This window comes from Flavihumibacter cheonanensis (genome assembly GCF_022352215.1).
GTDB classification, from domain to species: domain Bacteria; phylum Bacteroidota; class Bacteroidia; order Chitinophagales; family Chitinophagaceae; genus Flavihumibacter; species Flavihumibacter cheonanensis.
On record NZ_JAKRWF010000131.1, the window covers coordinates 1 to 286 of the forward strand.

1 protein-coding gene is annotated in these 286 nt (G+C 65.4%); it reads right to left on the reverse strand.

Annotated features, from left to right (window positions below; all coding sequences use genetic code 11):
• The coding region (locus tag MD536_RS21405; protein WP_239603818.1) for a hypothetical protein at positions 1 to 231 on the reverse strand (231 nt) is incomplete at its 3' end.
• Positions 232 to 286: the final 55 nt, after the last annotated feature.

The window sequence follows — 286 nt, forward strand, 5'->3', positions numbered from 1 at the left end:
CACCACGTCGCGCACCGCCGCCAGGCGTTCGGCCACGATCCGCAAGGCCACCGACTTGCCGGTCCCCGATTCGCCGCAGACCAGCGCGAAGCCGCCTTCCTGGACCAGTTGCTCGACGCGCCAGACGAAGTTCTCGACCGCGGCGGTCACCAGCAGTCCCTCGCTGGGAAGCTCCGGCGAAAAGGGGTTCCATTTGAGTCCCCACAACGATAGCAGTCGCTTGGTATTCATGGTGTTTCTCCCTGCTGGGAAGGCGGATTCTTGGGCAGGTACGCCGGCGGGAGTC